Source organism: Rhizobium sp. BK289 (genome assembly GCF_014193575.1).
GTDB lineage: Bacteria > Pseudomonadota > Alphaproteobacteria > Rhizobiales > Rhizobiaceae > Rhizobium > Rhizobium tropici_C.
Genome location: NZ_JACHZO010000018.1, coordinates 89,175 through 110,734 on the forward strand (window position 1 = coordinate 89,175; position 21,560 = coordinate 110,734).

The 21,560-nt window shown below is 59.1% G+C and carries 21 protein-coding genes; 9 read left to right on the forward strand and 12 right to left on the reverse strand.

Annotation, left to right across the window (positions count from 1 at the left end; all coding sequences use genetic code 11):
* Positions 1-58 precede the first annotated feature (58 nt).
* From FHT84_RS27140 to FHT84_RS27155, 4 genes are all read left to right on the forward strand, one after another.
* Positions 59-484, forward strand: a complete 426-nt coding sequence (locus FHT84_RS27140; protein ID WP_183765075.1) for a cupin domain-containing protein — start codon at positions 59-61, stop codon at positions 482-484.
* Positions 485-495: 11 nt separating this feature from the next.
* Complete coding sequence (locus FHT84_RS27145) at positions 496-945, forward strand: carboxymuconolactone decarboxylase family protein (RefSeq protein WP_183765073.1); 450 nt, start codon at positions 496-498, stop codon at positions 943-945.
* A gap of 43 nt (positions 946-988) precedes the next feature.
* Positions 989-1,633, forward strand: coding sequence for an HD domain-containing protein (locus FHT84_RS27150; protein ID WP_183765070.1), 645 nt, complete (start codon positions 989-991; stop codon positions 1,631-1,633).
* Between the two features lie 263 nt (positions 1,634-1,896).
* Entirely contained in the window at positions 1,897-2,616 is a 720-nt protein-coding gene (locus FHT84_RS27155; RefSeq protein ID WP_183765067.1) for an SDR family oxidoreductase, read from the forward strand.
* Between the two features lie 407 nt (positions 2,617-3,023).
* Here FHT84_RS27155 and FHT84_RS27160 read toward each other — a convergent pair whose 3' ends face one another.
* From FHT84_RS27160 to FHT84_RS27195, 8 genes are all read right to left on the reverse strand, one after another.
* Positions 3,024-3,995, reverse strand: coding sequence for an alpha/beta hydrolase (locus FHT84_RS27160; RefSeq protein WP_183765065.1), 972 nt, complete (start codon positions 3,993-3,995; stop codon positions 3,024-3,026).
* 338 nt (positions 3,996-4,333) lie between these two features.
* Positions 4,334-5,224: a LysR family transcriptional regulator gene (locus tag FHT84_RS27165; protein ID WP_183765063.1), complete on the reverse strand. Its 891-nt coding sequence runs from the start codon at positions 5,222-5,224 to the stop codon at positions 4,334-4,336.
* 33 nt (positions 5,225-5,257) lie between these two features.
* Positions 5,258-5,599: a hypothetical protein gene (locus FHT84_RS27170; protein ID WP_183765060.1), complete on the reverse strand. Its 342-nt coding sequence runs from the start codon at positions 5,597-5,599 to the stop codon at positions 5,258-5,260.
* A gap of 24 nt (positions 5,600-5,623) precedes the next feature.
* Complete coding sequence (locus FHT84_RS27175) at positions 5,624-6,088, reverse strand: DUF1348 family protein (protein ID WP_183765057.1); 465 nt, start codon at positions 6,086-6,088, stop codon at positions 5,624-5,626.
* Positions 6,089-6,157: 69 nt separating this feature from the next.
* On the reverse strand, positions 6,158-6,706 hold the full coding sequence (locus FHT84_RS27180; protein WP_183765054.1) for a peroxidase-related enzyme: 549 nt from the start codon (positions 6,704-6,706) through the stop codon (positions 6,158-6,160).
* A 124-nt stretch (positions 6,707-6,830) separates the two neighbouring features.
* The gene (locus FHT84_RS27185) at positions 6,831-8,888 is read right to left on the reverse strand and encodes a pyridoxamine 5'-phosphate oxidase family protein (RefSeq protein WP_183765051.1); all 2,058 of its coding nucleotides are present in this window, start codon (positions 8,886-8,888) and stop codon (positions 6,831-6,833) included.
* Between the two features lie 60 nt (positions 8,889-8,948).
* Entirely contained in the window at positions 8,949-9,560 is a 612-nt protein-coding gene (locus tag FHT84_RS27190) for a glutathione S-transferase (protein ID WP_183765048.1), read from the reverse strand.
* Positions 9,561-9,749: 189 nt separating this feature from the next.
* Entirely contained in the window at positions 9,750-10,652 is a 903-nt protein-coding gene (locus FHT84_RS27195) for a LysR family transcriptional regulator (RefSeq protein ID WP_210278970.1), read from the reverse strand.
* A 98-nt stretch (positions 10,653-10,750) separates the two neighbouring features.
* Here FHT84_RS27195 and FHT84_RS27200 point away from each other — a divergent pair, with 98 nt between their 5' ends.
* Positions 10,751-12,169: an aldehyde dehydrogenase family protein gene (locus tag FHT84_RS27200; RefSeq protein ID WP_183765043.1), complete on the forward strand. Its 1,419-nt coding sequence runs from the start codon at positions 10,751-10,753 to the stop codon at positions 12,167-12,169.
* A gap of 20 nt (positions 12,170-12,189) precedes the next feature.
* On the opposite strand, the gene FHT84_RS27205 is transcribed toward FHT84_RS27200, so the two are convergent.
* Positions 12,190-13,185: an NADPH:quinone reductase gene (locus FHT84_RS27205; protein ID WP_183765040.1), complete on the reverse strand. Its 996-nt coding sequence runs from the start codon at positions 13,183-13,185 to the stop codon at positions 12,190-12,192.
* Positions 13,186-13,293: 108 nt separating this feature from the next.
* On the opposite strand from FHT84_RS27205, the gene FHT84_RS27210 reads away from it, so the two are divergent.
* The gene (locus FHT84_RS27210) at positions 13,294-13,617 is read left to right on the forward strand and encodes a helix-turn-helix domain-containing protein (protein WP_183765037.1); all 324 of its coding nucleotides are present in this window, start codon (positions 13,294-13,296) and stop codon (positions 13,615-13,617) included.
* Positions 13,618-13,634: 17 nt separating this feature from the next.
* Here the strand turns inward: FHT84_RS27210 and FHT84_RS27215 are convergent, their stop codons facing one another.
* The gene (locus FHT84_RS27215) at positions 13,635-14,519 is read right to left on the reverse strand and encodes a LysR family transcriptional regulator (protein WP_183765034.1); all 885 of its coding nucleotides are present in this window, start codon (positions 14,517-14,519) and stop codon (positions 13,635-13,637) included.
* A 140-nt stretch (positions 14,520-14,659) separates the two neighbouring features.
* Between FHT84_RS27215 and FHT84_RS27220 the strand changes: the two genes are divergently transcribed.
* On the forward strand, positions 14,660-15,235 hold the full coding sequence (locus FHT84_RS27220; RefSeq protein WP_183765031.1) for an isochorismatase family protein: 576 nt from the start codon (positions 14,660-14,662) through the stop codon (positions 15,233-15,235).
* Positions 15,236-15,302: 67 nt separating this feature from the next.
* On the forward strand, positions 15,303-16,049 hold the full coding sequence (locus FHT84_RS27225; protein ID WP_183765028.1) for a pirin family protein: 747 nt from the start codon (positions 15,303-15,305) through the stop codon (positions 16,047-16,049).
* Between the two features lie 223 nt (positions 16,050-16,272).
* Here the strand turns inward: FHT84_RS27225 and FHT84_RS27230 are convergent, their stop codons facing one another.
* Positions 16,273-17,868 carry a hypothetical protein gene (locus tag FHT84_RS27230; protein ID WP_183765025.1) on the reverse strand — a complete coding sequence of 532 codons (1,596 nt, stop codon included), beginning with the start codon at positions 17,866-17,868 and terminating at the stop codon, positions 16,273-16,275.
* A 137-nt stretch (positions 17,869-18,005) separates the two neighbouring features.
* Positions 18,006-18,917 carry an HNH endonuclease gene (locus FHT84_RS27235; RefSeq protein WP_183765022.1) on the reverse strand — a complete coding sequence of 304 codons (912 nt, stop codon included), beginning with the start codon at positions 18,915-18,917 and terminating at the stop codon, positions 18,006-18,008.
* Positions 18,918-19,213: 296 nt separating this feature from the next.
* Between FHT84_RS27235 and FHT84_RS27240 the strand changes: the two genes are divergently transcribed.
* Complete coding sequence (locus FHT84_RS27240; RefSeq protein WP_183765018.1) at positions 19,214-21,523, forward strand: hypothetical protein; 2,310 nt, start codon at positions 19,214-19,216, stop codon at positions 21,521-21,523.
* Positions 21,524-21,560: the final 37 nt, after the last annotated feature.

Below are 21,560 nucleotides of genomic sequence, written 5' to 3' on the forward strand. Positions count from 1 at the left end.
GTTCTTTTTTTTATGCCACGGCAGCGGCATCTTCAGGCCCATCGAAAGGAGCACGTCCATGAAGATGAACAACCTGTTGTCCGCCGCTTTCGCGGCACTGTCGTGCATCATGATACTGCCAGTATCGGCGCATGATCCGCAATCCGAAACGGTTACCCCCAAATTCCGGGAAGCGATCCCGAACGTACCGGGCAAGTCGCTTGTCGCAGTCGAAGTCGACTACGAGCCTGGTGCGGCTTCCAAGCCGCATACCCATGCCAAGTCGGCCTTCATCTATGCCTACGTCCTTTCCGGCCGGGTCGAGTCGAAGGTCAACGACGGCCCGGCTCGTATCTACAAGGCCGGAGAAGGCTGGTCGGAGCCACCTGGCGCTGTCCATTCCATCAGCCGCAACGCGAGCCAGACGGAGCCAGCCAGGCTGCTTGCTATCTTCGTCACCGATACCTCCGAAACGAAACTCACTTTCCCCGTAAAGCAGAACTAAGGAAAACCGACATGACACAGAGGCTTGATTACAACCAGGTCGCACCGAATGGCGCGAAGGCACTTGGCGGGGTGTATGGCTACGTCACCCAAAGCGGCCTGCCGGGAGAACTCGTCGACCTCGTCTATCTCCGCGTATCGCAGATCAACAACTGCGCCTACTGCCTCGACATGCACACCCGCGAACTTATCAAGCGGGGCGTCAAAACTGAGAAGCTGGCCCTCCTGCAGGCCTGGCAAGAAGGCGGCAACCTCTTCTCCGAGACCGAGCGTGCGGCTCTGGCATGGACGGAGAGCGTGACCCTGGTTGCGCAAACCGGCGTGCCCGACAGCGCCTATCAGGCGGCGCGGAAGGTCTTCGACGAGAAGCAGCTTGTCGACCTCACTATCGCGATCAGCCTGATGAACAGCTATAATCGCATGGCCATCAGCTTCCGCAACACGCCCCAGGCAGTGCGCTAAATCGGCTTGAGGCCGACCCCAACCAACACCAATGGAGCATGCCATGATCCCGCTGGAGATAGCCGGCATACGCATTCCCGACAGCAAGCTCGCAAGGGATGTGACCCAGCTCATACGCGACACAGAAAGTGAGCTGCTCTTTCGCCACTCGTGTCGCGTCTACTTCTGGGGAGCCATCGGCGGGACAAACAAGGGGCTCGTCTACGATCCCGAACTGCTCTACGTCGCCTCCATGTTCCATGACCTCGGATTGACGGCGCAGTTCGCAGACAGCCGCCTTCGCTTTGAAGTGGATGGGGCAAATGCCGCGCGCGACTTCCTGCGCGCGCGCGGCATCTCGGAAGGCGACATCGAAACAGTGTGGAACGCGGTTGCCTTACACACAACGCCTGGCATACCGGAGTTCATGCGTGCGGAAATTGCGCTGCTTCAGGCTGGAGCCGGGATGGACGTCGCCGGCCGAGGATTCGAGCATTACGATGAGGCAGACCGGAACGCGGTCGTCGCTGCGTTTCCTCGTGAAGCCGATTTCAAGGACGGGATCATCGACGCGTTCTACCAAGGCATGAAGCACAGACCCGAAACCACCTTCGGAACCTTCAATGATGATTTCCTGGCAGCAAGGGATCCGCAGTTCCAGCGGGTGAACATGTGCTCGGTCATCTGCCACTCGCACTGGGAACACTGAAATCTTCCCGGAGTGTCAGGCAAGAGCGTCAGCGCACACCAGCGACGTCCCGCGCCCGCGGAACATCTGCGGGATCCCGATGGGAGGCAGACGTGTGGGCGGCTCGCGTCAGGCGCTCGCCGGCGCATCGAAGAACGGCCAGACAGGAACCTCCTGACTCACCGCATGAACCATTTGCGGCGACGATACAACAGGCGCACCGTCAGGCGTGTCCCTCGAGCGGTTCGCCCACAACATGACATTCTATAATGACAGGTACGGACATGACTGAACGAACTTTCCTGGTGACTGGTGCAAGCAAGGGCATCGGTCGCGCACTATCACATCGCCTCGCCGCCGCAGGCCATCAGGTGGTCGGCATCGCCCGTGGAAAGGATCCTGACTTCCCTGGCGCCTTGGTCTCGCTCGATCTCAACGATACGCAGGCTTCGGAGGAAGCTCTCAGGGAATTGGCGAAACTCTATTCCTTCGACGGCGTCGTCAACAATGTCGGATTGGCAAGGCTCCACGCAGTCGGAGAAATCGATCTTCATGACCTGGAGGACATGCTTCGTGTCAACCTTCACCCCACGATCCAGACCGTCCAGGCTCTCTTACCAGTGATGAAGGCAAAAGGCTGGGGTCGGATCGTGAACGTCAGTAGCATGGTGACGACCGGCACACCGCTCAGGAGCGGATATGCAGCAGCGAAGGCTGCGGTAAACAGCCTCACACGGACATGGGCGATGGAACTCGCCAGCAGCGGCATAACCGTTAATGCCGTTGCGCCGGGTCCGGCCGAAACTGAAATGTTCCGCCGCAACACCCCGGCCGGGAGCGCAGCCGAGGCACGGTTCCTCTCGATGATCCCAATGGGCCGCCTTGGCAGACCGGAAGAAATCGCAGCCGCCATAGCCTTCCTTCTGTCCGAGGATGCTGGCTTCATCACTGGCCAAATCCTCTTCGTTGATGGTGGTGGGTCGGTCGGTAGAAGCGCGGCATAAATATCCCACAGGAAAGTCTGGCTCCATGTGGGGGAGCTGGGCACGAGGAAATCATCGAGGCGCCGCCCCTTGGTTTTGCCTTGCGGTAAGAAGTCCAAGAACAAAAAGCGGACCGGCTGCTTGCAGGTATCTGACCGCAGTGACCGAATGGCGGAAATGACGGCGCAAAGCTCTCACAGCCTTTTTTGCAGTTGAAGGGACTCGAACCGCCGACGTGTGCCTGCGATCGCCAAACGAGAGCCGCCGGTAATGATGAGCAATATTTCCATCTCAAGGCAAACCAAAATACCTGCCGCGGGAGAGAGATGCGGCAGGCGTATCGGAGCAAATGGCTGCCCCATGAAGAGAGGCTTGTGGAGGAGGCTTCCTGAACTATTGTCAGCCGGTGTGGGAGCCTCACTCCGTTTTCATTTCGCAACCTTGCGATCCAGGAAGCTCCTGATCAGCGGAGCCATCTCGTCCAGCTTGTCTTCAAGCGCAAAGTGGCCTGTATCAAGGAGATGGAACTCTGCTTCGGGAAGATCGCGAAGATAAGGATGCGCGCCCTCTTCCGGGAAGATCTTGTCGTTCTTGCCCCAGACGATCAGCGTCGGCGGCTTCCGGTCGCGGAAGAATGCCTGGAACTGCGGATAGAGCGGCAGGTTGGTGCGGTAGTCGTAGAACAGGTCGAGCTGAATATCCTTGTTCCCCGGCCGGTCGAGCAGCGCCTGGTCATGCACCCAGTTATCGGGGCTGATGCGCGTCAGGTCCTTGACGCCATCGGTATATTGAAACTTGGTCGTCTCCGGTGCAACGAGCACCGAGAGCGCTTCCCGATCCTTCTTCGCCCCCGACTTCCAGTAGGTGCGGATCGGGTTCCAGAAATCCCGGATGCCTTCGTCATAGGCATTGCCGTTCTGGACGATCATTCCGGTGACGCGATCCGGATGCTTGAGCGCCAGCCGGTAGCCAACGGGTGCGCCATAATCCATGAGATACATCGAATAATTGGTAGCACCGAGCTTGGTCAGCAGCGTGTCCACGATATCGGCATAGTGGCCGAAGGAATACTCGAACTTGGTGTGATCGGGCGCATCGCTCTGACCGAAGCCCGGATAGTCAGGGGCGATGACGCGGTAGCGGTCAGCGAGCAGCGGGATCAGGTTGCGGAACATGTGCGACGATGTCGGAAAACCGTGAAGCAGGACGACGACCGGACCGTCGGCCGGTCCGGCTTCGCGATAGAAGACGTTGACACCGTCGATTTCCACGGAGCGATAGTGAACCGTTGCAGATGCCTGCTGGGCGATCGCCGGCGTTTCGGCGAAGACTACGTTTGCGGGCGCGGTAATAAAGATGCTGGCGGATGCGAAAAGCAGGGCGGCAAAAGTACGAGACATTGTGGTTCTCCTCAGGAACGGTTGTGGGCGGCTTGTTGCCTGCAGCCAACATCGCTCTTTCAGCCTGAAAGGAGAATGTTCGTATTCGACAAGGGATTATTGCGTCTGGTGATATGAATGCGGTAAAACAGGCGACCATTTGGATGGACCGCGGCGGTGGCGTCGGCGTGGTTAACCCCCTCCGGCAGATCAAAGCTCAGGGGATCGGCTTGCGGTGCGACCATAGCGCTTCGAAGCAACGCATGTTTGTTTCTTCGAACGGCGGTCCCACGCAAAGAGACGGCGGGCGGAAGCAGTTCGCTCCACAAGCATAGGCCAAGCTTGGTGATATTGAGGGGTTAATTGAGAAGGCGGTTCTCGCGCAGCCTTGCTGCAGCCATATCGACGAAGGCGCGCACCTTTGCTGAAGCGTGCCGACCCTCCGGATGAAGGATATGGATGGGTAAAGGTGGTTCTTCGAATTCACTGAGGATGATCTGGAGCTCTCCAGCAACGAGGGCTGGGCCGATCTGGTAATTGAGCACCCTTGTCAGGCCCCACCCCTCGCGTGCCGACTGGATCGCCGCTTCGTTGGTGTTGCATTGTAAAGCCGCATCCACGGATACTCGCAGATCGTCGCCAAACTTCCACTCAGGTGAAGCCCAGGCTGCCGTGGAGGCCGCGATACGGTGGTCTCTGAGATCGGCCGGAGTTTTCGGAACACCAAAGCGCTCGAAATATCTTGGTGAGCCGCACATGACGCGACGGACCGTACCAACTTTCACAGCAGAGAGATTAGAGTCGGGCAGATGGCCGATGCGCACAGCGACGTCGATGCCTTCCTCGACGATGTTGACCGGTCGATCGATGAACAGCGTCTTCGCTTTCATCGTCGGATAGGTATCGAGGTAATCCGTCACGACCGGAAGAACGTACATCTGCCCGAACAGCGCGGACGCGGTTATGGAGAGGGTCCCCGTCGGCGTCGCGTAGGAACCGCCGGCAGCCGCCTCTGCTTCTGCGATATCAGCAAGGATCCGGCGACAATCTTCAAAATAGCGAACGCCCGCTTCGGTCATCTTCACCGAGCGGGTGGTTCGCACGAGCAGGCGCGCGCCAATAAGGTCTTCGAGCGAGGCAACGGCACGTGTGACAGCCGGTGCGCTCATGAACATCTGGCGTGCGGTGTCCGCGAAACTTTCGGTTTCGGCGACCTTTACAAAGATCCTCATTGCTTGCCAGCGATCCATCCATTCCCCCGAAGCACTCGAGTTTCCAAGACCTTAGGGGCTTGAGAACGAAGCCTCAAGAGGCACGAGATCATCCGATTGAGAACGGCAAGCCTGCGAGATGAATTCTATCTCCGCGCAGGCTTCCTCGGAAAGACCGGCGCGCAGGGCGCGCTGGTGCGTCTCCCGACAGGTATTCAAAGCAAGCGAGACCGCGACCGAAGTCTCGAAATCGAAGCTGGAACCTTGCTTGGCAACATCCATCTCGGCGCCGGTCATGCCAAGGGCGCGACCGGCTTCTTCTTGTTTCGCCAGCAGCGATTTGCTCGCGTTGGTTCCCGTGAGAGCAAGCTCTATTGAAAGCCTTATGCGAGCATCGATTGACGAGCCGGCCACTTTTCCATCTCCTGGCTCAGCCGCCTAAAAGCCGAAATCGCTGAGGCCAGGATGGTCGTCCGGCCGGCGGCCCAGCGGCCAACGAAACTTGCGATCCGCTTCAGCGATCGGGTGCTCGTTAATGCTGGCATGGCGTTCCCGCATCAGGCCGTCTTCGGCAAATTCCCAGTTCTCGTTGCCATAGGCGCGGAACCACTGACCGCTGTCGTCGCGATATTCATAGGCATATCGGACGGCAATGCGGTTGCTAGTGAAAGCCCAGAGTTCCTTGATCAGGCGATAGTCGAGCTCCTTGTTCCACTTGCGGGTCAGGAAAGCCTCGGCCTCGGCGCGGTTCTTCGCGAACTCGGCGCGATTGCGCCAACGGGTATCGAGCGTATAGGCGAGCGCCACTTTGGCGGGATCGCGGCTGTTCCAGCCATCTTCTGCAAGACGGACCTTCTCGATGGCACTCTCTCTGGTGAACGGGGGAAGCGGCGGACGGGACATGCTAAAATTCCTCTCAGGATGATGTGGAGCGGGAGGCGGTACGTCTGGCACCGCCTCCGGAGCCCGGCCTCAGGCAGCCGCGCGTTCAATGCGCGGGAAGTCAATCTCGGTGTCGAGGGCCTCGTTCACGTAGTTCGTGAAGGTGTTGAGGGCCACATGGGCGATGATCTCGAGGATCTCGGCATCGCCGTAGCCGGCGGCACGGACCTTGGTAATTTCGGCTGACGAGACGGACCCGCGAGCGACTGTCAGAGCCCTGGCGAATTCGACTGCAGCAGCCGCCTTGGGATCGTTCGACGTGCCGTTACGGTTGGCAGCGATTTCACTTTCGTCGAGCTTGGCGAACTTCGTGCCAGTGAAGGTGTGGGCCGACAGGCAATAATCACAGCCGTTGGCTTCAGCCATGGCGAGCGCGATGCGCTCGCGGGTGGCCGGCGGCAGCTTGCCCTTGCCAAGTGCGCCCTGGAGCGACGTCAATCCGGTTAATGCGGCGGGGCTGTTGGAAACCAGACGGAAGATGTTCGGGACGGAGCCGATCTGCTTCTGGATAGTCTCCAGGATCGGGCGAGAGGCTTCTGGCGCATCGTTGATGGTGGCCGGTGTGGGAATGCGTGACATTGTATTCTCCTTTTTCGGTTGAGAGAGGCGTCGCTCTCTTGGGATGAATATGATCTGGTGGGGCAGCTTGCTGAACATCGAAAGGGAACAAGGGACTGTTACGCTGGGCGCAGTAATCGAGCCCTCAGACAGCGAGCTGGAGGCCGCCTTCCTGGTCAGCAGGAACGGCGCAGCACAGAAGTACTTCGTCGGCGTCGATCTTCGCCGTTGGTTGCTTGACGTAAGCGACGGCGCCCTTGACGAGCTTTGTCCGGCACGTCCCGCAGTTTCCTTCCCGACAACTGAACTCAGGCTCGAGGCCACGTGCTTCGGCAAGTTCCAGGAGAGTGCCGGAACCAGGTGTCCACCGGGCCTCTTTCAGGGAATTCGTGAACACGACGGGCACAGGTTTTCCGGAAGGCTGTGCGGCGGAAGACACGGCTGCCGGTGTGGGTTGCCCTGTGCGGACCAGCGACGACGGACCGAAGGCTTCAGCCTGAATGCGATCGTCAGCAATGTTGAGAGCCCTCAGTCCGTCATAGAGGCCTTGTGTGAACTGGGGAGGCCCGCAGAGATAGAAATCATAGTCGTTGAAGGGAAGGAACCGCGTCAGCATAGCCATATCGATCCGCCCTGCGGCATCGAAATCCCTGCCCTCTTCGGCATCCGTGGTGTCACTGAGGATCCTGACCAGCCGCACGGCGCCCTTGGCCGCACCGACCAGTTCCCCGATCTCCTGATCGAACGGCCTATCGGCCTTGGAACGGGACGCATGGAATAGCGTCACCGGGCGGACACGCTGCTTGCGGAGCCCTTCGTAGACGACGTGACGGAGCATCGCGAGCATCGGCGTGATGCCGACGCCGCCTGCAAGAAGCACCACCGGGCGTGTCGAGCGGGCGTCAATCCTGAAGTCGCCAGCCGGCGCGCGCGCCTCGATGACCCCGCCGACGGCAATGGTATCGTGCAGAAACTGAGATACCCGACCATCACGCTTGACGCTGATGCGGTAGATCCCGTCGGACGGCGCGACCGAGAGCGTATAAGTCCGAATGGTCGACTTTTCCTCGTCGGGCAAATTGATGCGGATGGGCAGATGCTGACCGGCCGTGTGCGGAAGGAGCCCTGCGCCATCGCCTGGCTGGAGGTGGAAAGACTTGATCGTCGCACTTTCATCGACAATGGCGGTGACGGTCATTGGCCGCCAGTTTTCAGCAAACTCTGCGGCGCGGAGACGGTCGGCTGCTTGGCTCCAGCTGCCTGTTATCAGCGAACTCGGCGACCAGCCGTCCTTCTGAAAAGCCCATCTCAACGCCAGTGCATTACGGCGGCGAACGATGCGCGTCGGCTTGAAGGTCCAAAACCGCTCAGCGCCCTGGAAGGCGGCGATCTCGGGCGAGTCGAAAATGACTTCGGCTTTCCCCGTCATCTGCAGCATGTCGCCCGTTTTGAAATCGACGAACAAAAGTCCTGCCTTTCCGTTCAGCAGGATGTTGCCGAGCGTCGCGAAGAAGAGATTTCCATCGAAGTCGGGGATCGTCAGGACGCCGTCGTCACCGACGCGAACAAACCCGGCATTGCCGCCTCGGTGGGACACATCCACCTGGCGCCGGTCTTCGCGATCGACGTAGGAGGCAACGAAAAACGCGTCAGCTTCCCGAATGATCGCACGCGCTTCGTCATCGAGAGCGGGCAGTTCCTCGACCTCACCGGTAAACTGTTCGCCTGGCTGACGCTCGAAAGAAAAGTCGCGCAGCTGAATGTAGCGTGGACAATTTCCAAAGCTCTGGTCGACATCAATGCGGAAGCCGCCGTCGATCGTCGAGACAAAGCCGTTCATGCGGTTGCGGCGACGGGTGTGCATCTCGATGCCAAGGAGACCGATCGGCAAGTCATCCGCCAGTCCTTCGCTGGCCGGGTCGCTCGGATCGCGGTGCGCGACAATGTCCAGCACGACGGGCGAAGGTGACGACATGAACCCGGGCTGACCTTCGACGAACGTCGCCCAGGCGTCTCCGCCTTGATCGACGCTCCCGAGAACGATGAAGGGGAGTTGGGCGTAGAAGTCCCGGTGCTGGTCCAGCATGAAATCGCGTACGACGCGCTGACCGACGGAAGCCATGCGTTCCTTTACGCCGAGCTTTTCCTGGATAAAGGTCTCGCCTTCATGCCACGTTGGCAATTTTGTAAGCTTCACGGACATCTGCTTTCTCCAGAAAAAGAGGCGAAGAGCGTGCGAGGTGTCGCACGCTCACGTCGAGGCTCAGGCGGCAAGGCCGGCGGGCGTTTTGACGAAGCCGACGAATCCCGGAAGGGCTTCGACGCGGGCCAGCAGAGCGTTGACAGAGGGATAAGCGCTAAGATCGACATTGCCCTCCGGAGCCCGTGCGACGTAGCTGTAAACCGCGACATCGGCGATCGTCGGGCGGTTGCCCACCAGCCATTCGCGTCCTTGCAGATGGCTCTCGATCCGGCCGAGGATGGTATGTGCCCGGCCAATGACTTCTTCGGGGTTGAACTTGGCGCCGAACACAGTCACCAGACGCGCAGCTGCCGGTCCGTAAGCGATCTCACCAGCTGCAACCGAGAGCCAGCGCTGAACGTCGGCGGCCCCTTTTGGATCTTCCGGAAGCCATTCCGTCTGGCCCGACTTCTTCGCGAGATAGACAAGGATCGCGTTGGAATCAGAGATGAAAACATCGCCATCCGCCAGAACCGGTACCTGCCCGAACGGGTTCATTTTGAGGAAGTCGGGCTGTTTGTGGGCGCCAGCTTTCAGATCGACCTCGACCAGCTCGTGGGGCATCCCGATCAGCGAAAGGAAGAGCCGGGCGCGGTGTGCGTGACCTGACAGCGGATGGTGATAGAGTTTCATGTGATCGCTCCTGATTGAAGGCCGGGTTCGTTCCCGATCCGTGAACACAGGATGCAATGCGCGATCGCGGGGCTGAATACTCATGTTCGGCACTGGACTGTTACGCTGAGTGAAATAGTCCTGTAGCCCCATGATACTAGGTGAACTTCACATCCACCCCGTTGGGCGATCCCCCAGCTGAAGAGCGGGTCACATCGGTCCGGTTTCCCGCAGCTCCTTGATCAAGTCGACGAGCCGGCGCAGCTTCGCCGGCAGATTGCGCCTTCCGGGATAGTAGAGACATAAGCCCGGGTAAGGCGGGGTCCAGTCAGCAAGCACCTGCTCCAGCTTGCCGGCAGCAAGATCATCTTCGACCTGCCACTCACTCAGGTAGGCTAGCCCGGCCCCCTCACGCGCAGCCCGGAGCATGAGGTCGCTATCGTCGAGCACGAGCTTGCCGGGAACGTCGAGCGCGAAGCTCTCCCCTCGCCGTTCGAACTCCCAGCGATAGATGGTTCCGCTCGCCATTCGTGCATGAATGCACAGGTGGTTTTGGAGCTCTGCCGGATCCCGCGGCTTTCCATGACGGCGGAAGTAATCGGACGATGCGACGATGGCCGGTCGGATACTAGCGCCGATCGGGACGACCACCATGTCGGGAGGAACGGCCTCCCGGATCCTGATTCCGGCGTCGAAGCCTTTGGCATTGACGTCGACCAGCGCGCCCTCCGTCACGATCTCCACCGCCATCTGCGGGTTCCGGCGCATGTACTCCAGGATCAGCGGCGTCAGGATCATCCGCGTTGCGCCCACCGACGTGTTGATTCGCAGTGTGCCGGTTGCTTCCGCCCGATGTTCGTCGATGTGCTCGACGGCGCGTCGGATCGCCTCCAGCGCCGGGCCCACGCTCGCCACGAACTGCTCTCCCGCGGCTGAAAGGACAACGCTGCGGGTCGAGCGGTTGAACAGCCTGACGCCCATGCGCGTCTCCAGCGCAGCGATCTGCTGGCTGAGCGAGGACGACGAGATCCCAAGCTCGCGAGCCGCCGCGCGAAACCCGCCTTGTGAGGCGACGGCGAGGACAGCCTCAAGTTCAGCAAGTGAGCCGCGCATCATTGTCCGTAATCTCCTATCAGGCTGAGCATGTTTGGCCAGCTTATCAGGACAGTGTCGAAGTGCCAGATATGACGGAACAGCAAAAGGAGTTTGAGATGCGCATCATCGACAAGGTTTATATCGACGGAGGCTTCGTCACACCGAGGGGATCTGAGACCGCCAATCTTTACAATCCGTCGACAGAGGAGAAGATGGGCACAGTCAGGCTCGGCGGCATCGAAGATGCCCGTGAGGCTGTCGCCGCCGCGAAACGCGCCTTCCCGGCGTTCTCACGGACGACGAAGGCCGAGCGTGTCGAGATGCTTAAGCGTTTGAACGCAGCCGTTGCCGCGCGCGTCTCCGACCTGACGGAAGCGATGGCGCTCGAATATGGTGCTCCTCAGACCTTTACCCGGTTCGCTATTCCCCACGCTGCTTCAAGCTTTCTGACTATGGCGAAGGTTCTGGAGGACTACGACTTCGAGCGACAGATGGGCCGCGCCCGCGTCGTCATGCAGCCCTCCGGCGTTGCCGCCGCCATCACGCCCTGGAACAGCAATATCGGCTTCGTCACCTCGAAGCTTGCAACCGCCATCGCTGCCGGCACGACCATCGTCATCAAGCCAAGCGAAATGAGCGCTGTCCAGACGCAGGTTCTGACCGAATGCCTTCATGAAGCGGGACTGCCGAAGGGCGTCTTCAATATCGTCAACGGGTTTGGCAATGTCGTCGGCGCGGAACTCAGCCGGCATCCGGACATCGCCAAGGTGACCTTCACAGGCTCCACCGGGGTCGGCAGGGAAATCCTGCGCAATGCCGCCGACACCTTCAAGCGCGTCACGCTGGAACTTGGCGGCAAGGGTCCGAACATCATTCTCGACGACGCCGATCTGGATGTAGCTATCCCCGCCGTCCTGCGGATGGGCTTTATCAACAGCGGCCAGGCCTGCATTGCCGGCACTCGCGTCCTGGTTCCGAGCCATCGGCTCGACGAGGTTCTGGCCAGGCTGAAACAGGAGATCGAGACATTCAAGATCGGCGCCCCCGACGATCCGGACGCAATGATCGGACCGATGGTTAGTCAAATGCAGTACGACCGGGTCCAGTCCTATATCGAGCTGGGGACACGAGAGGGCGCCAGCCTCCTGACGGGTGGTCTCGGACGGCCTGCCGGATTGGAGCGAGGCTGGTTCACGAAGCCGACGATTTTCACCGGCGTCAAAAACCAGATGCGCATCGCACGAGAGGAAATATTCGGACCAGTCCTGTCCGTGATTGCGTACCGCGACGACGACGAGGCCGTTTCGATCGCCAACGACACTCCCTATGGACTTCAGGCCTATCTTCACGGCACTGACGCGTCGCGCCTGCAGGCGCTTGCGGATAGGCTCGACAGCGGACGCGTCGCCATCAACGGGGCACCCCATGAACCGCTTGCTCCTTTCGGAGGCTTCAAGCAGTCGGGCATTGGCCGCGAGTATGGCGTGTTCGGCCTCGAGGCGTTCCTGGAGCCGAAAGCCGTCATCGCCTCATAAGCTAGCTTGATGGGATCGCATCACGGGTTCTGGATTCGGAGGAGAATCTTACCGACAGCTTTCCCGCTCTCCTGCAACTCGTGTGCCTCGGCCACTTCGTCAAGCGCATATGTCTTCGCGATCAGCGGAGCATATGCCCCCGATGCGGCGCAGGCCGAAACCTCATCGGCTGCCTGCCTCATCGCGGATTCCGGCATGGTGTAGACATAGACGAAACGGAACGAGAAGCCGCCCAGCAGCGCCGGGAAGAACGGGATCGTCAGCTTCGCATCTGGCGATTCCGTCGAATAGGCCGACACAACACCGTCGCGGGCGAGAGAGGCGATTGCTACGTCGATGTTGGCGGAGATATCGACGTCGACGATGCGATCGACGCCATGTCCGCCGGTGGCTGATCGGACGGCCGCAGCGACGTCTTCCTCGCGCCTGTTGACGATAAGATCGGCGCCCGCCGCCCGCGCGACCTCCGCCTGCTGCTCACGGCTCACCGTCACCGCCACCCATGCCCCCGCCCACTTCGCAAGAAGGATCGCTGCATTGCCGACGGCGCCTGCTCCACCTTGAACGAGGACCCGCTTGCCGCGCAGGTCGCCGTCGGCGAAGAGGCAGCGATGCGCTGTCATCGCTGGAACGCCGAGCGCCGCTCCGATCTCGAAGGAAACGTTGTCGGTCAGCCTGACGGCCTGCGCGGAGGGAACGACAACAAATTCCGCCGCAGTACCGAACGCACGACCCCATTGGCCCATGTAGATCCAGACGCGCTCGCCGACGCGCGACGGAGGCACGCCGGGACCGACGGCGTCGATGACGCCCGCGCCGTCCTGATGCGGCACGATCCGTGGGAACGGCATTGCCTTTCCACCGAATCCAGTCCTCGTCTTGATGTCGGACCGATTGATGCCTGACGCGACCACCCTCACCCGAACCTCTCCGGCTCCCGGCTGCGGATCGGGTAGCTCGCCGACGGACAGCACCTCCTTTGCAGATCCTTGTCGGTCGTAAAAAGCAGCTCGCATGACGCACCTCTGAATATAACTGCTTCCAACTAGGGGCGATACAGGCAAACTTGCAAGTAGGCAACAGTTCTGCCTATAGGGATAGAAAGTACACTATTGGAGCACGCAATGACTGCTGGCCAGAAGTGCCCTGTCGAAACAACCGTCGACGTTACGGGTGGAAAATGGAAGCCGATGATCATTTATCGGCTGCTGGACGGGCCGCGACGGTTCGGCGAGTTGCGCCGGCTTGTCGGCGACCCGAGCCAGCGTTCGCTAACGATGCAGCTCCGCGAACTCGAAGCCGACGGGATCGTCGCCCGCGAAGTCTTCGCAGAGGTTCCGCCGCGCGTTGAATACTCTCTGACGCCGTTCGGGCTGACGCTCGCGCCCGTGTTGATGGCCATGCGCGACTGGGGTGTGGCGTTTCAGGAGCGGCGCTCGGCCACGTAATACTAACCTTCGGTGCTCTAGCCAGCGCCTCCGTTTGCGGAGAACCTCTCGACAAAGAAGTCGATCAGAACCCGGACCTTCCGCGACACGTGCGACCCCGGCGGCCGCACGATATAAACGCCGATCTCCGGCAGGCTGTAATCCGACATGATCGGCACGAGGGTTCCGGCTTCCAGGTAATTCTGAGCGATCACCACGGGTAGCGCTGCGACGCCCAGCCCCGCCGCCGTCCCTTCGGCGATGCCCGCAGCGCTGTCAGCCTTGAACCGTCCCTGACTGTTGACGACCACGGTCCGGGTGCCGTCGGAAACCCTCCAGCTTTCGGTCCCCTGCAAGATGGCCTGATGGTCGAGAAGATCTGACGGCTTCTGTGGAACGCCGTGGACACGCAGATACTCCGGGTTTGCAAAAAGGCCTGCCGCAAAGGCGCCAATCTTGCGCGCGGTCAGGTTAGAATCCTTCAGATAGCCGACGCGGATGCCGCAGTCGAAGCCCTCCGTTACCAAGTCGACGTAGCGGTCACTGTAATGCGCGTGGAGCTGCAGGAGCGGATGCAGGCGGGCGAGTTCAGCAAGTGCCGGGGCGAAGTGCCCAGGACCGAAGGACGAGGGGACCGCCACGCGAAGGCGTCCCCGCAGCTCTCCGGTCGGCAGCATCTCCTCGCGTGCGACGTCCATCTCCAGGCACATGCGTGCAGCGTGTTCACGGAAGGAAACGCCAGCTTCGGTGAGGGATGCACCTCTGGTCGTCCGCGCCAGAAGCTGAACGCCGAGCTCGCTTTCAAGCCGGACGAGCCGCCGGCTGACGATCGACTTCGGCAGGCCGAGACGCCGGGCGGCAACCGTGATGCCACCGCTGTCCGCCACCTCAACGAAGGTCTGCATGTCCTCGAAGCTCATCATCCCAGTGTTCCATTTTTCGTTCCACAGAGTGGCTAACCATAGAGCTACCGTGCCGCTGATCGCAACGCTAAATTCCAATCATCGAGCGGATCGAAACGAACTTCACCAACCGCCGCCGAGCAAAGAAAAGGAACACGACAATGCATAAGGACGTATTCACCCCCGAGAATTCCGCCATGTTGCTGATCGATCACCAGATCGGCACGATGGCCTGGACGCACTCGCACGACATCAATCTGGTCAAGCAGAACGCCCTGAAGCTCGCCCGCATCGCGAACGCCGCCAACATCCCGACGATCCTCACCTCCAGCATGGAAGACCAGATCCAAGGCCCGCTGCTGCCGGAACTCGAAGCAATCCTGCCCGAAGCGTTCGAAGCCCGCATCAAGCGTCCCGGCATCGTCAACGCCATGCACCACGACGGCTTCAATCAGGCGGTCAAAGCGACCGGTCGCAAGAAGCTGTTCGTTGCCGGCGTGACGACTGAGATCTGTGTCACTTTTCCGGTCCTGCAGATGCTGGACGAAGGCTACGAGGTCCAGGTCTCGGCCGACGCATCCGCGTCCTACACCAAATACGGCGACGATATCGCCCTGCGCCGCATGGAAAAGGCCGGCGCAATTATCACCACCGTCGACCAGATTATCTCCGAGCTTGCCGTCGACTGGACGAGCCCGCTCGGTCAGAAGCTGGTCGGCATCCTGAACTACCATTGAACGCACACAGCCGTCTTCGGCGCGGGCGGGAAAGCCGAGCCCGCGCCCGGATGAAAGGAACACTTCCATGACCATTACCAAGGTTCCGACAGGCCGGATGCGCGGCAACGTCAGCCAAGGCCTCGGCGTCGAAATCCTCTATCCCGGCCTGACGCTGACGTCGGACGACAGCGGTATCGGCCCGATCGGCAGGATCGATCGGGCACAGGTCCAATCGGGTCATGTCATCGGTATGCACCCGCATAGGGACGATGAGATCCTGACCTACATTCGCAGCGGTGAGATGCTCCATCGCGACACGGTCGGAAACGAAAAGACGCTCGGCAAGACACATTTCATGATGATGAACGCCGGGCATACCTTCCAGCATGAAGAGCTGATGCTCGGTGATCGTCCGGTGCGCGCGCTGCAGATATTTCTGCGACCGAACGCTCCCGATCTGGAGCCGATGGTACAGTTCCATGAGTTCCCGGAGGAAGGCAGCGTCGATAGCTGGCGGCTCATCGCCGGACCGAGCGCTGCACCGTTGAAGGTCAGATCCGACGTCCGCGTCTTTGACGCGCACATGACCGAAGGGGTCCAATTGCGGCTGCCGGCCGAGGAAACTGGAAGAAACACCTTGCTCTACGTCTACAGTGGAAAGGTCGCCATCGCGGGCGAGGTCATATCGGAAGGGGAAAGCGTATTTTCGACCGCTGCATATGACGATCTGACCGCATGGGCTGAATCAGACGTCTTGCTGTTCTCGATGGATCCTGCGGCGGAGGTTTACCGAGGTGGCATGTTCAGTGGGAACCAGAGGCGCCGCGCCTAGAGATGCAGGCGTCGATCACTCCTCGCTTGCCGGCCTCGGCGTCATCTCGATCACCACCCCAAGGTCACACGGCGTCATCGTTCTGGTCAATATTCACGTTAAGGCTCTGGGCTTAGAGCTCTTGAAGGGATCAGGACCCTCGACCCCTGATATTAAGAAAACTCCCTCTATGCGAGCTTTATCAGCGAGCCAAGAGCTTGATCTAGCTGAAACTTTCCGCAGTTTATTGAGCTTCTTCTTTCGCTAACAAATCTTTGATCCGACTTCGTATGTCACCGTTGGGTTCAATTTCCTTCAGCCGATTTAAGGCAGCTACGGTTTCCTGCGGCCAGTCTTTTCGATCCCACCCGGATACGGCCCGAATTGACAGATTGCGGTTTCTCACCACCGGGCTTTGAAGACCCGCAGCAATAAAGGCCCAGCCTTTGCCAGGAAACTTCTCGAGGTCCTGTAAAATGAGGTCCAAGGCCATATGGGCTGAGTATCCAGGGCCGAGGCCCATTTCGTTTCCAGGGCCTGTCGCAATTTTTTCGAGTGGAATGCGGTTCAAGCCAAGCTCCAGCACTTGATCAATCCGTTCCGGACCCGAGCTACGCATCAAATCCCACCAATACTCCTCGCCCGCTTCCGTTCGGGCATAGAAATAAGGAAATGGATCGATGCCAAACTGCTGGCATACCCTGCTTGCATTCCAAAACTGTTGCTTGTCCCCGAACTCCAGAGCGTTTGATATCTCCCGCTTCCAGTGATCCTTGGCTAGCATGTCGGAGAGACTCGCGGATATGAGATCGACAGCGTCGGCTGACCAATCGTGCCCCAGTTTCCTGTTACCCGACTGATGCTCATTGAGCCAATCTCTAAAGCGAGAAAGAAAAGAATAGTGCGAAACGGAAGCAAAGGTGCCGTTTCCGTGCTCCAAAAGTGCGCGAACCACCGCGCAACCATGCTCGTAGTCAGACAATCCTTCAGCTGGCCCACCATCGCCGGCTATCATCGTATCGACGATTTCGACGGCAGAATTGAGCAGCTCGTCATCTATTCGATCCGCCCGAAGCGCAATGTGCAGATCACCGGCTCTGGCGCAAATACAGGCCAGATATTCATACATCACCGAATTTCTATAGCCGTCACGAATCAGCCAATCCTTGATTTCTGGATCAGTTGTGCCTGCAAGCCGTTCGACCGTGTGAATTCGTCCCCATCCTTCAACGATTTTGGCCAACTTCCACAGCACTCTCTCGCCGTAGCTAGAGAGTGCGACTGCAGCATAAAGCGTGAACTCGTCATGTCGGCCGAGCGTCAGGAAAATTCCCGAGTCATCATTTCCCCGGAGAAGGCCGAGCAATGCCATTGAGAACTTCACCGGCTCTCTGTCTGGAGCATGCGTGGTGAACCAATGCACAATCTCATAGAGCCGGCCAACGTCCAAATCCCTTTGGGACCGAATTCTCTCGATAAGCGCATCGATGACACCAAGGGCCGAACCGTCCTTGATCAATAAATACAAGGTCCTGATGTTGCTTTCCGACGCATTTTCGATAGCACGCTTCAACGCCGCATATAGTTCCGAGACAATCTGATCTTCGCTGTTGGAAGCACCGTGGTGGCTCATCACTCCGTCCATGGCACCCGGTGCGAATGAAATTTTAGTCGGATCACTCGCCGGTTCATCGGGAAGCCGATATCCCTCTTCCGACAATCCCGTCGGCCTTATTGGGTCAATATTTGCAGCGATATGGGCATGGATGGATTGAGCCCTTCCCCAAGGCGGATTCTGCTTGCTAGGGGGCCAGACGCTTTTCTTGAAGAAACCCAACATAAGAACCCTCTACGCATTTTTTGAGTTAATCTGCATACTTAACTGGGCGCGACCGCAATATTCGTCGTTTTCTCGCACAGATCGCTCGAAATCACCACGAATTGGCCTTGGGCCGTCATCCGATCCCGCGTCACAATTCATTGCTTGAAGCAATTCTCGCGATGCCACTGGAGAAAATGCGGATGTGGTCGCGCAGAAGGTCGTAAGGGCACGATCGCTCTACTGGTCTTGTTGATCAGCCCTCTTATGCTCTCCGGATCATTCGCCTGCCGCGAAACCAGGATGTCCAGATCATCCGAGAGGCTGATCAGGCCGCGATCGAACATCCAATGTGCTGTACCCGATAAAGCAATGCCGTTACTAAGGATGTCAGGTCCGTTCGCCTCCACGGGCCGGATATGGGCGGCGTCGACTTCAGCACGGCCGCCACCATTAATGAGTTTCAGTCCGGTGATCGCGCATCGTTTATCGTAGGCCTGCAAAACAAGCCGTCGAAACAGGCGATTGCGAATAGCGCGGGACGAGAGCTGGATCACACGGTGGCGTTCTTGTTCAAAGATGAACGGTGTTTGAGTGGCGTCTTCAAATCCGTTTGTAAGATCAGCCGTTTCGGTTCCATCCAACCGAGGCAGTTCGGGTTCAGGCTCATTCAGGCCGACCGATAGGATGCGATTGAAATCGGCAGCGGAAATGGGTCGCACCGCCGATTGCGCTCGCCCCGAGATCTGTCCGCCATCGTTCAATACGCCGCGCTCAATGACCCCGTCAGGACCGCTAAACGGAACAGGATTGATAAAATCCAGATAACTGCCAGGCTCGATCAGCGCCAGATACATGCCCGCCATCTTCGGGTCGGGGATGGCTTGGGCGACCTTGGCGACGGCGAAGTAGCCACGCGTGGCGGCGACCTTGCGTGGCTCATAATAGATGATCCAATCCCCTACGCAGCCTTGAACACGACCGAGGTACTGGCTTGGAAACTGATATTGTTCAGCCGGACTGTCGTCATAGATCGAGTCCGAGCGATGAATGAAAACTCCGAATCCCATGTTCGATGCTTAGCACGACAAGATCGGTTTCGGATATGATGTCTGTCTTTCGTTCGAAGACAAATTGTCCGGAATTGCACGTTTTTAGCGGGAACGCCTCGTGGCGCTCTCGAACAGCAGGGACCCCGTCGATTGCCGGTGATCTCGGACTTTGCGACGGCTAGTCTGGATCCAATCCACACCTTGACCGCAATCTCCGCCACGTCCCAAAACGCCCGATCTTAAGCCTTCGCTAACGTTCATTCCTTAGCAGGCCGTGCCCCGGGGCTGGAATCTTATCTGTAAGGGAAACCTGAATGATCATGAATCCGACGGCGAGAACCTTTCAACGCAAGATCGCAAGCTTTTGCGAGATCCGGCTGGCACCACTGGTAAGTCCGGCCGAGCTTAAGCGCTTGACCGCTTACATGTTGGCACTGGTCACCGATCAAGCCCTTCCTCCCATGAAGGGCAAAACAGTCGATTGGACCGAGATCGCCGCGGCATGCCGGCTGGCTGCCAAGCCAAGCACAAAATTGATGCGCGTCGGACAGCACGGCTTCGATGCCATTATCCGCTGGGTGAACACGAACATCGCGACACCTCGTATTGGCACGAGTTCATCGTCGGGCTCCGCGCGGATCTCGAAAGCTCGAGCTGCCAGCGGCAGTCGCTCTGCGAAGAGGAATTCAAAACCGGGAGCACGGCCCAAGCCGATTGAGGAATTCCCCGTTGCGCTGTTCGATGACTATCCGGAACCCGTCTCGTTTCAGGCAGCATTGGAATTGCACATCAGACGCTTTGGCGAGACTTACTATCATCTCCATCGTGCTGTTGTGCGGCCTGACGACACTTTTGATGTGAAGACTCTTCTCAGTTGGCTGAAGGACACCAAGGTGCCGCGCGGCGTGGACAGCTTCGAGATCCTGGATCGTATCGAGCATCGGTATCGGTTGCCGAAGGGCTACTTCAAGGCCAAGCTTCCGCATCAATCCCGCGCCGGCACCGGCCACGAGATCGACGAGGAAATTTCTCCCGCGGAGCGCCGCCGGCTGGCCTGGCATCTTCCTGACAATTTCAACAGGCTGCCGAAACCAAAGCGCCAGGAAATCCTCGAATGGGTTCGCAGGGTCATCATCACCGGCGCAACCGACTACCGCCGTTTTCAGGCGGCGGCAATCAAACAACGTTATGCAATCCGCTTTCCAGCAATGGCTTATGGTGGACGGGCGTCATCGGTCCCAATCGGACGCGGCACTTCAAGCCAGGATAATCCCATTGGCGACCTTGGTGATCCGGATTTGCTGTCGGGCGTCATTGATGCCCCTCCCCGTCTCGCTCTCGAAATGGCGAATCTGATCTCGTTCAAGACATCGACGCTCACGGCAATTGGGTTTCAGCGCAATAGCGTCTGGGGCGAAGAAACGGCATCGCAAAAGTTGGAACATCTTGGCCTCATGTTCGGAGCCCTTGCGGCATCTCCTGACGGTCAGGTCGCGGGACGAGGAATTGCGCTGGGTGCCCTCACCTTCGGACTTCTGGTATTTCCCGGTATCTGGGACTGGTACCTGCAATGGCGCGAGCGCCGACGTGGATTTTACTCGGCCTGGGAAGCCGACATGCTGAGCATTGCCCTGTCGCTCACGCGCGAGGAGACCGGCTGGCTCAGACAGCACCCGGAACTGATTGAGAGGGTCATTCCGATCGAAGGCCTTGTCTCGGCAGAGGAGATCGCTTTTGCCAAGCGCGACTGGCATGCCTGCTGTGACGCGTTTCATACCCACGCGCGCAACCGCATCAAGGAAATTCAGCGCGTGATGCGCATACATCGTGATCCATTCGAACCGATCATGTGCGTGCTCGAGGCGCCAAGCCCATTGGCGGAGTACCGAAAGATCACGGACGAGATCCTTCTCAGGATGCCGGACAAGGACCGATATCCGAGAGCAGCAGCCGAATCCGTGCGATCGTTTCTGATGCTGCGGCTCGGCCTCCATCTCGGGCTTCGTCAGAAAAACCTCCGGCAGCTCCTACTTTGCCCTCGCGGGCATATTCCAACCTCGGAGCGCCGACTTGAAGAGCTGAAGCGTGGCGAGATTCGCTGGAGCGATCGGGACAAGGGCTGGGAGGTCCTGATCCCGGCCAATGCCTTCAAGAATTCGAACTCATCCTTCTTCGGCTCTAAGCCATTCCGCCTCGTCCTGCCGGATCTGCTGGACCTCTATTATTACATCAATGCTTACGTCGATCGGCACCGGCGCATTCTGCTGGCGAATGCCAATGATCCCGGCACCTTCTTTATAAAGACGGTCAAGCAATCGAGCACGGAGGCCTCCTACAACCAGACCACCTTCTATGAGGCCTGGCGGCTGGCCATTCAGCGATACGGCATCTACAATCCCTATACCGGCCGCGGGGCGATCAAAGGCTTGCTGCCACACGGTCCCCACAATGTTCGGGATGTGCTGGCCACCCATATTCTTAAGCTAACAGGCTCCTATGAACAGGCGAGCTATGCGATCCAGGACACCCCTGACATGATCCAACAGCATTATGGGCGTTTCCTGCCACAAGACAAAGCCGCTCTGGCCGCAAAGATATTGAATCAGGTTTGGGAGGCAGCATAACCCTTGACTGCCAAGTCTTTGGAGGGCGGCCTTACTT

What these genes read in the sequence shown, in the direction of transcription:
- FHT84_RS27165 (WP_183765063.1), bottom strand. Translation starts at nt 5,224, where the DNA reads ATGGATCGCTGGCAAGCAATGAGGATCTTTGTAAAGGTCGCCGAAACC.
- FHT84_RS27220 (WP_183765031.1), top strand. Translation starts at nt 14,660, where the DNA reads ATGCATAAGGACGTATTCACCCCCGAGAATTCCGCCATGTTGCTGATC.
- FHT84_RS27230 (WP_183765025.1), bottom strand. Translation starts at nt 17,868, where the DNA reads ATGTTGGGTTTCTTCAAGAAAAGCGTCTGGCCCCCTAGCAAGCAGAAT.
- FHT84_RS27160 (WP_183765065.1), bottom strand. Translation starts at nt 3,995, where the DNA reads ATGTCTCGTACTTTTGCCGCCCTGCTTTTCGCATCCGCCAGCATCTTT.
- FHT84_RS27190 (WP_183765048.1), bottom strand. Translation starts at nt 9,560, where the DNA reads ATGAAACTCTATCACCATCCGCTGTCAGGTCACGCACACCGCGCCCGG.
- FHT84_RS27240 (WP_183765018.1), top strand. Translation starts at nt 19,214, where the DNA reads ATGATCATGAATCCGACGGCGAGAACCTTTCAACGCAAGATCGCAAGC.
- FHT84_RS27140 (WP_183765075.1), top strand. Translation starts at nt 59, where the DNA reads ATGAAGATGAACAACCTGTTGTCCGCCGCTTTCGCGGCACTGTCGTGC.
- FHT84_RS27180 (WP_183765054.1), bottom strand. Translation starts at nt 6,706, where the DNA reads ATGTCACGCATTCCCACACCGGCCACCATCAACGATGCGCCAGAAGCC.
- FHT84_RS27150 (WP_183765070.1), top strand. Translation starts at nt 989, where the DNA reads ATGATCCCGCTGGAGATAGCCGGCATACGCATTCCCGACAGCAAGCTC.
- FHT84_RS27210 (WP_183765037.1), top strand. Translation starts at nt 13,294, where the DNA reads ATGACTGCTGGCCAGAAGTGCCCTGTCGAAACAACCGTCGACGTTACG.
- FHT84_RS27195 (WP_210278970.1), bottom strand. Translation starts at nt 10,652, where the DNA reads ATGCGCGGCTCACTTGCTGAACTTGAGGCTGTCCTCGCCGTCGCCTCA.
- FHT84_RS27205 (WP_183765040.1), bottom strand. Translation starts at nt 13,185, where the DNA reads ATGCGAGCTGCTTTTTACGACCGACAAGGATCTGCAAAGGAGGTGCTG.
- FHT84_RS27215 (WP_183765034.1), bottom strand. Translation starts at nt 14,519, where the DNA reads ATGATGAGCTTCGAGGACATGCAGACCTTCGTTGAGGTGGCGGACAGC.
- FHT84_RS27145 (WP_183765073.1), top strand. Translation starts at nt 496, where the DNA reads ATGACACAGAGGCTTGATTACAACCAGGTCGCACCGAATGGCGCGAAG.
- FHT84_RS27200 (WP_183765043.1), top strand. Translation starts at nt 10,751, where the DNA reads ATGCGCATCATCGACAAGGTTTATATCGACGGAGGCTTCGTCACACCG.
- FHT84_RS27185 (WP_183765051.1), bottom strand. Translation starts at nt 8,888, where the DNA reads ATGTCCGTGAAGCTTACAAAATTGCCAACGTGGCATGAAGGCGAGACC.
- FHT84_RS27175 (WP_183765057.1), bottom strand. Translation starts at nt 6,088, where the DNA reads ATGTCCCGTCCGCCGCTTCCCCCGTTCACCAGAGAGAGTGCCATCGAG.
- FHT84_RS27225 (WP_183765028.1), top strand. Translation starts at nt 15,303, where the DNA reads ATGACCATTACCAAGGTTCCGACAGGCCGGATGCGCGGCAACGTCAGC.
- FHT84_RS27235 (WP_183765022.1), bottom strand. Translation starts at nt 18,917, where the DNA reads ATGGGATTCGGAGTTTTCATTCATCGCTCGGACTCGATCTATGACGAC.
- FHT84_RS27155 (WP_183765067.1), top strand. Translation starts at nt 1,897, where the DNA reads ATGACTGAACGAACTTTCCTGGTGACTGGTGCAAGCAAGGGCATCGGT.